This window comes from Streptomyces sp. NPDC126499 (assembly GCF_040302485.1).
Classification (GTDB): domain Bacteria; phylum Actinomycetota; class Actinomycetes; order Streptomycetales; family Streptomycetaceae; genus Streptomyces.
The window spans coordinates 1-5,326 of record NZ_JBEOUO010000049.1; the positions used below are offsets into that span (position 1 = coordinate 1).

Below are 5,326 nucleotides of genomic sequence, written 5' to 3' on the forward strand. Positions count from 1 at the left end.
CCCGCCGCCCCACTCCCGCCGCCCCACTCCCGGCGCCCGCCGCCCGATGCCCGCCGCCCGATGCCCGCCGCCCCCGCCGACGCCCGCCGCCCCGTGCCCGGCCCCGTACAGCACCGTCCTACGCCCCCTCCGCCTCCTCCTTCGTCTCCCCCTCCGTCTCCTCCGCCGGGATGTCGGCGGCGTACGGGTGGACGTAGCGGTCCTCCCCGTACGGGGTGAACCAGGTGCCGAAGCCGGCGAGCGCCGGGTCCTGGCCGGTGTCGGCGCGGACGTGGGCGAGGAAGCGGTCGAGGGCGGCCGCCACGTCGTCGTCCAGGAGGCCGTAGAGGTCGAGGGCCACATGGGCCTGTTCCAGGAGGAAGCGGAGAACGACCTCTTCGGCGACGCAGCCGAGCCGGCGGAAGCTGCCGTCGGTGAACCGGGTGGTGAGCGCGACGGCGGTGACCAGGAAGCGGCGGGCGAACAGCTCGTCGTAGCGGTCCGCGTGCCGGTCGGGGAGCCGGTCGAGGTGCCAGAGGTGTCCTTCGCAGGCGGCGACGTGGGTGTCCTCCTCGGCGAGGGCCAGCACGTCGTCGTACAACTCGTCGATGAGGACCTCGGCGCCGTGGACGAGGGCGCCGGCGGCGAGCTCGGCGGTGTCGGGGCTCGCGCCGAAGACGGCCGGGTCGAAGGAGCGCAGCCGTACGGCCATGGCCCGGATCCCGGCCTCCGGGTCGGTGCTCTCCTCGACGACATCCACCCAGACCCGGTCCCCGAGGTCCTCGGAACCTCCGGGGCCCTCCTCGCCCCCGTGGTCCCCGCTCGCGCCTCCGCTCCGGCCGTGGGCCGCCCGGGCGGCGGCGGCCGCGGCGGCGGCCGCGGCGGCGTGCCGGGCGCGGCGGACGGCCGGGTCGGCGGGCGGCGCGTCCGGCCCGTCGGCGGCCTCCAGGCTCTCCCGGGCCCGGTCGGGCTGGAGTCTGACCTCGCTGTTGACGACCACCCACGCGGCCAGGGGCTCGGTGCGGTCCAGGATCTCCTGGGCCACGGCCCCCACCGCGTCCTCGGCGACCTCCAGGGTCGGGGCCGCCACGGTCAGGGTGAGTTCGGCGCCTCTCGGGTGGGCCTCGACGGTCACGTCGAAGACGTCGACCTCGACGCCGTCGGGCCCTTCGGCCCCGGCCACGGAGCCGAAGCCCCGCTCGATCAGGACGACGGCCCCCACCCGGCCCAGTTCGTCGAGGTCGGGGGCGTCGTCGGGTATGCACGTTTCCACGGTCACCACGTACGTCACGACGGCAAGGGTGCCAGGCGGGCAGGGACGGTTCGGCCCGATCGGGGAATCCCGTGGGGCCTCGGCCATGGCGGGGCTTCACGTGGTGAGGAAGGCGTGGACGCCGACCGACGATGACGGGGCGTCAGTTCCCCGTAGGGCGGGAGGTGCCGCCGGAAACGCGCCTCCGCGGCCCCCGTGTCCGAAAACCACGCCCCGTGTCCGGAACCACAGGGGACCCCCCTGCCGCCCGCGAAAACGGTCGGGTTAGCATATGAGCACCGCCTAGCTCGAAAGATGCACTGTGACTGTCAACGAGGACTCGTTCACAAACTGGAAGAACCGCGAGGAGATCGCGGAGTCCATGATTCCGATCATCGGGAAGCTGCACCGAGAGCAGGACGTCACGGTCCTCGTTCACAGCCGCTCCCTGGTGAACAAGTCGGTGGTCAGCATTCTCAAGACCCACCGATTCGCCCGCCAGATCGCCGGCGAGGAGCTCTCGGTCACCGAGACCCTGCCGTTCCTGGAGACGCTCACCACCCTCGACCTGGGTCCGTCCCAGATCGACATCGGCATGCTCGCCGCGGAGTACAAGACGGACAACCGTGGCCTTTCGGTCGCGGAGTTCACCGCCGAGGCCGTCGCGGGTGCCACCGGGGCCAACAAGATCGAGCGGCGTGACGGCCGCGACGTCGTCCTGTACGGCTTCGGCCGCATCGGCCGGCTCGTCGCCCGTCTGCTGATCGAGAAGGCCGGCTCCGGCAACGGCCTGCGGCTGCGCGCCATCGTCGTGCGCGGCGGCGGCGAGCAGGACCTGGTGAAGCGCGCCTCGCTGCTGCGCCGTGACTCCATCCACGGCCAGTTCCAGGGCACCATCACCGTCGACGAGGCCAACGGCACGATCGTCGCCAACGGCAACACGATCAAGGTGATCTACGCCAACGACCCGTCCGAGGTCGACTACACGGCGTACGGCATCGAGAACGCCATCCTCATCGACAACACGGGCAAGTGGCGTGACCGCGAGGGTCTGTCGAAGCACCTGCGCCCGGGGATCGACAAGGTCGTCCTGACGGCGCCCGGCAAGGGTGACGTGCCGAACATCGTGCACGGCGTCAACCACGACACGATCAAGCCGGACGAGCGGGTCCTGTCCTGCGCGTCCTGCACCACGAACGCGATCGTTCCGCCGCTGAAGGCGATGGACGACGAGTTCGGCGTGCTGCGCGGTCACGTGGAGACCGTCCACTCGTTCACGAACGACCAGAACCTGCTGGACAACTACCACAAGGCGGACCGCCGCGGTCGTTCCGCGCCGCTCAACATGGTCATCACGGAGACGGGTGCCGCCTCCGCCGTGGCCAAGGCGCTGCCCGACCTGAAGGCGCCGATCACCGGCAGCTCGATCCGCGTCCCCGTCCCGGACGTCTCGATCGCGATCCTGAGCCTGCGCCTGGGCCGCGAGACCACCCGCGAGGAGGTCCTCGAGTACCTCCGCGACGTCTCGCTGCACTCGCCGCTGAAGCGCCAGATCGACTTCACGACGGCTCCCGACGCGGTCTCGATGGACTTCGTCGGCTCGCGCCACGCCTCGATCGTCGACGCCGGCGCGACCAAGGTCGACGGCGACAACGCGATCCTGTACCTCTGGTACGACAACGAGTTCGGCTACTCGTGCCAGGTCATCCGGGTCGTCCAGCACGTCTCCGGCGTCGAGTACCCGACCTTCCCGGCTCCGGCGGCCTGACCGACCGGCCGGAAGGAAACGGCAGAACGCACACGCCGAACGGCGGTGGGCTCCGGCCCGCCGCCGTTCGGCGTTTCTACGGGGCCGCCGGCCAGTGGCGGTGCAGGGCGTCGATGTGGAACGGGTGGCTGTGCGCCCCGGCCGCCCCGGCCAGGTGCGGATGGCCGGCCGGCAGCTCCGGGTGGACGTGCGGCAGGGCGAGGGGATCGGTACGGGGCCACAGGCGGGCCGCGGCGAGTGCGGCCGCGAGCGCGAGCCCGCCGAGGAGCGCCGCCGGGAGCACCGGTCCCGTACGGGCGATGAGCACGCCGGCCAGCGGATAGGTGAGCAGCCAGCAGGCGTGGGCGAGGGAGAAGTGGGCGGCGAAGACGGCGGGCAGGTCCGCCGGGCCGGCCGAGCGGCGCAGCACCCGGCCGGAGGGGGTGAGCACCGCGGAGGTCGCGGCCCCGGTGAGCAGCCAGGCGACGAGCAGCCCGGGCCACGGCGGGACGGCTCCGGCCGGGGCCGCGAGCCCGAGGGCGAGCGCGCCGAGGAGCACGGGCAGCGCGAAGGCGCCCGCCAACATGATCCGCCGGTCGTCGACCCGGTCCAGCAGCCGGGGCAGCAGCAGCGCGACGGCCATGGAGCCGGCGCCGTACGCGCCGAGGGCGAACGGCACGTCGCCCTCCGGGCGGCCCAGGGTGTCGCGGACCAGGGCGACGGTGCCGACCAGGACCATGGCGCCGGCCGCGGCCACGGCCAGGTCGAGGGCGAGCAGGGCGCGCAGCCGTGGGGTGGCGAGGAACGGCCGGGCTCCGAAGCCGCGAGCGGGGACGGCCCCGGCGCCCGCACCCGTACGGACCCGGGATCCGTCAGCCGAACCGGCGCCCGCCCCGCCCCCGGTGCCGTCTCCGCCCGGACTCCCGGACGCCGAGGCCGAAGCCGCCGCCCACGCTCCCGGACCGCGCTCCGGTCCCGGCCCCGAACCCGGCCCCGGCAGGACCGCCGACAGCACCAGCACCGCCGAGGCCAGGAAGCCGGTCGCCGTGCCCGCGAAGAGCCAGGGGTACGGGACGAGCGCGAGGAGGAGGGCGGCGAGGGCCGGGGAGGCGAGGCTCTCCAGGTCGTGGGCGAGCCGGGAGAGGGACAGCGCCTCGGTGTACGGGCGCTCACCGGGCAGCACGTCGGGGACGGTGGCCTGGAAGACGGGCGTGAAGGCGGCGGAGGCGGCCTGGAGCAGCACGATCAGGGCGTAGACGTGCCAGACCTCGCTCACGAAGGGGAGCGCGAGGGCGGCGCAGGCGCGGACCAGGTCGGCGCAGACGAGCAGCGTGCGCCGGGAGATCCGGCCGGCCAGGGCGCCGGCGAGCGGCGCGACGGTGACGTAGGCGGCCATCTTCAGGGCGAGGGCGGTGCCCAGGACGGCGGTGGCGTCGGCGCCGGCGAGGTCGTACGCGAGCAGCGCGAGGGCGACGGTCGCGAGGCCGGTGCCGAGGAGGGCGACGACCTGGGCGGTGAAGAGGCGCCGGAAGGTGGGATCGCGCAGTACGGACAGCACGGTTCCACGGTAGCCGTCATGTGCGCGCTTGCGCACATGTTGACGGTCATCTCGTGGACGGTCATGTCGTGGGCGGTCATCTCGTGGACGGCCATGTCGTAGACGGTCATCTCGTGGGCGGTCATCTCGTGGGCGGTCGTCTCGTGGACGCCCACGCGGAGGCGGTCCCGCCTCAGTCGTGCCAGGGCTCTCCGCTCACCTCGTGGTCGGCCCGGCTGATCGCCTCGACCACCAGGCGCTTGAGGTGGCCGTCCGGCATCGCGTAGACGACCCGGCGCCCGTCCCGGCGGGACTGGACCAGGCCGCCGATCCGCAGCTTGGCCAGATGCTGGCTGACCGCCGGACGGGAGGCTCCGCACGCCTGGGTCAGGGCGCTGACGTCGGCCTCGCCCCGGGTCAGCAGCCAGACGAGCCGGAGGCGGGTGGGGTCGGCGAGCAGCGCGAAGACCGCCGCGGCGGCGGCGAGTTCGGCGGGCCCGGGCGTCCGCTCGCGGGTCTGGCGTTCCGGCATGGGCTCATCGTAGGCACGCGCCCGGCGCGGGCGGCGGCGCCTTCCGCGCGCCCCCGTCACCGTGGTGACGCGGGAGCCACTAGCATCGTGGTACTGAGTGTGCTTTGCTGAGGGTACTCAGTGCCAAGACAGTGCCATAGTGCCGCACGCATCGCTAGGGGAGCCCCAGACCATGGCCAAGGACTTCGACCTGTATCGCCCGTCGGAGGAGCACGACATGCTCCGGGAGACGGTCCGTGCGCTGGCGGAGGCGAAGATCGCGCCGTTCGCCGCGGCGGT

General features: G+C 73.4%; 4 protein-coding genes. 1 reads left to right on the forward strand and 3 read right to left on the reverse strand.

Annotated features, from left to right (window positions below):
• Positions 1-118 precede the first annotated feature (118 nt).
• Positions 119-1,270, reverse strand: coding sequence for a hypothetical protein (locus tag ABTZ91_RS33885; RefSeq protein WP_352081084.1), 1,152 nt, complete (start codon positions 1,268-1,270; stop codon positions 119-121).
• 283 nt (positions 1,271-1,553) lie between these two features.
• On the opposite strand from ABTZ91_RS33885, the gene ABTZ91_RS33890 reads away from it, so the two are divergent.
• Positions 1,554-2,999, forward strand: coding sequence for a glyceraldehyde-3-phosphate dehydrogenase (locus ABTZ91_RS33890; RefSeq protein WP_352081085.1), 1,446 nt, complete (start codon positions 1,554-1,556; stop codon positions 2,997-2,999).
• Positions 3,000-3,075: 76 nt separating this feature from the next.
• On the opposite strand, the gene ABTZ91_RS33895 is transcribed toward ABTZ91_RS33890, so the two are convergent.
• A complete protein-coding gene (locus ABTZ91_RS33895; RefSeq protein WP_352081086.1) occupies positions 3,076-4,536 on the reverse strand; it encodes an MFS transporter in 1,461 nt (486 codons plus the stop codon).
• 172 nt (positions 4,537-4,708) lie between these two features.
• On the reverse strand, positions 4,709-5,047 hold the full coding sequence (locus ABTZ91_RS33900) for a metalloregulator ArsR/SmtB family transcription factor (RefSeq protein WP_352081087.1): 339 nt from the start codon (positions 5,045-5,047) through the stop codon (positions 4,709-4,711).
• Positions 5,048-5,326: the final 279 nt, after the last annotated feature.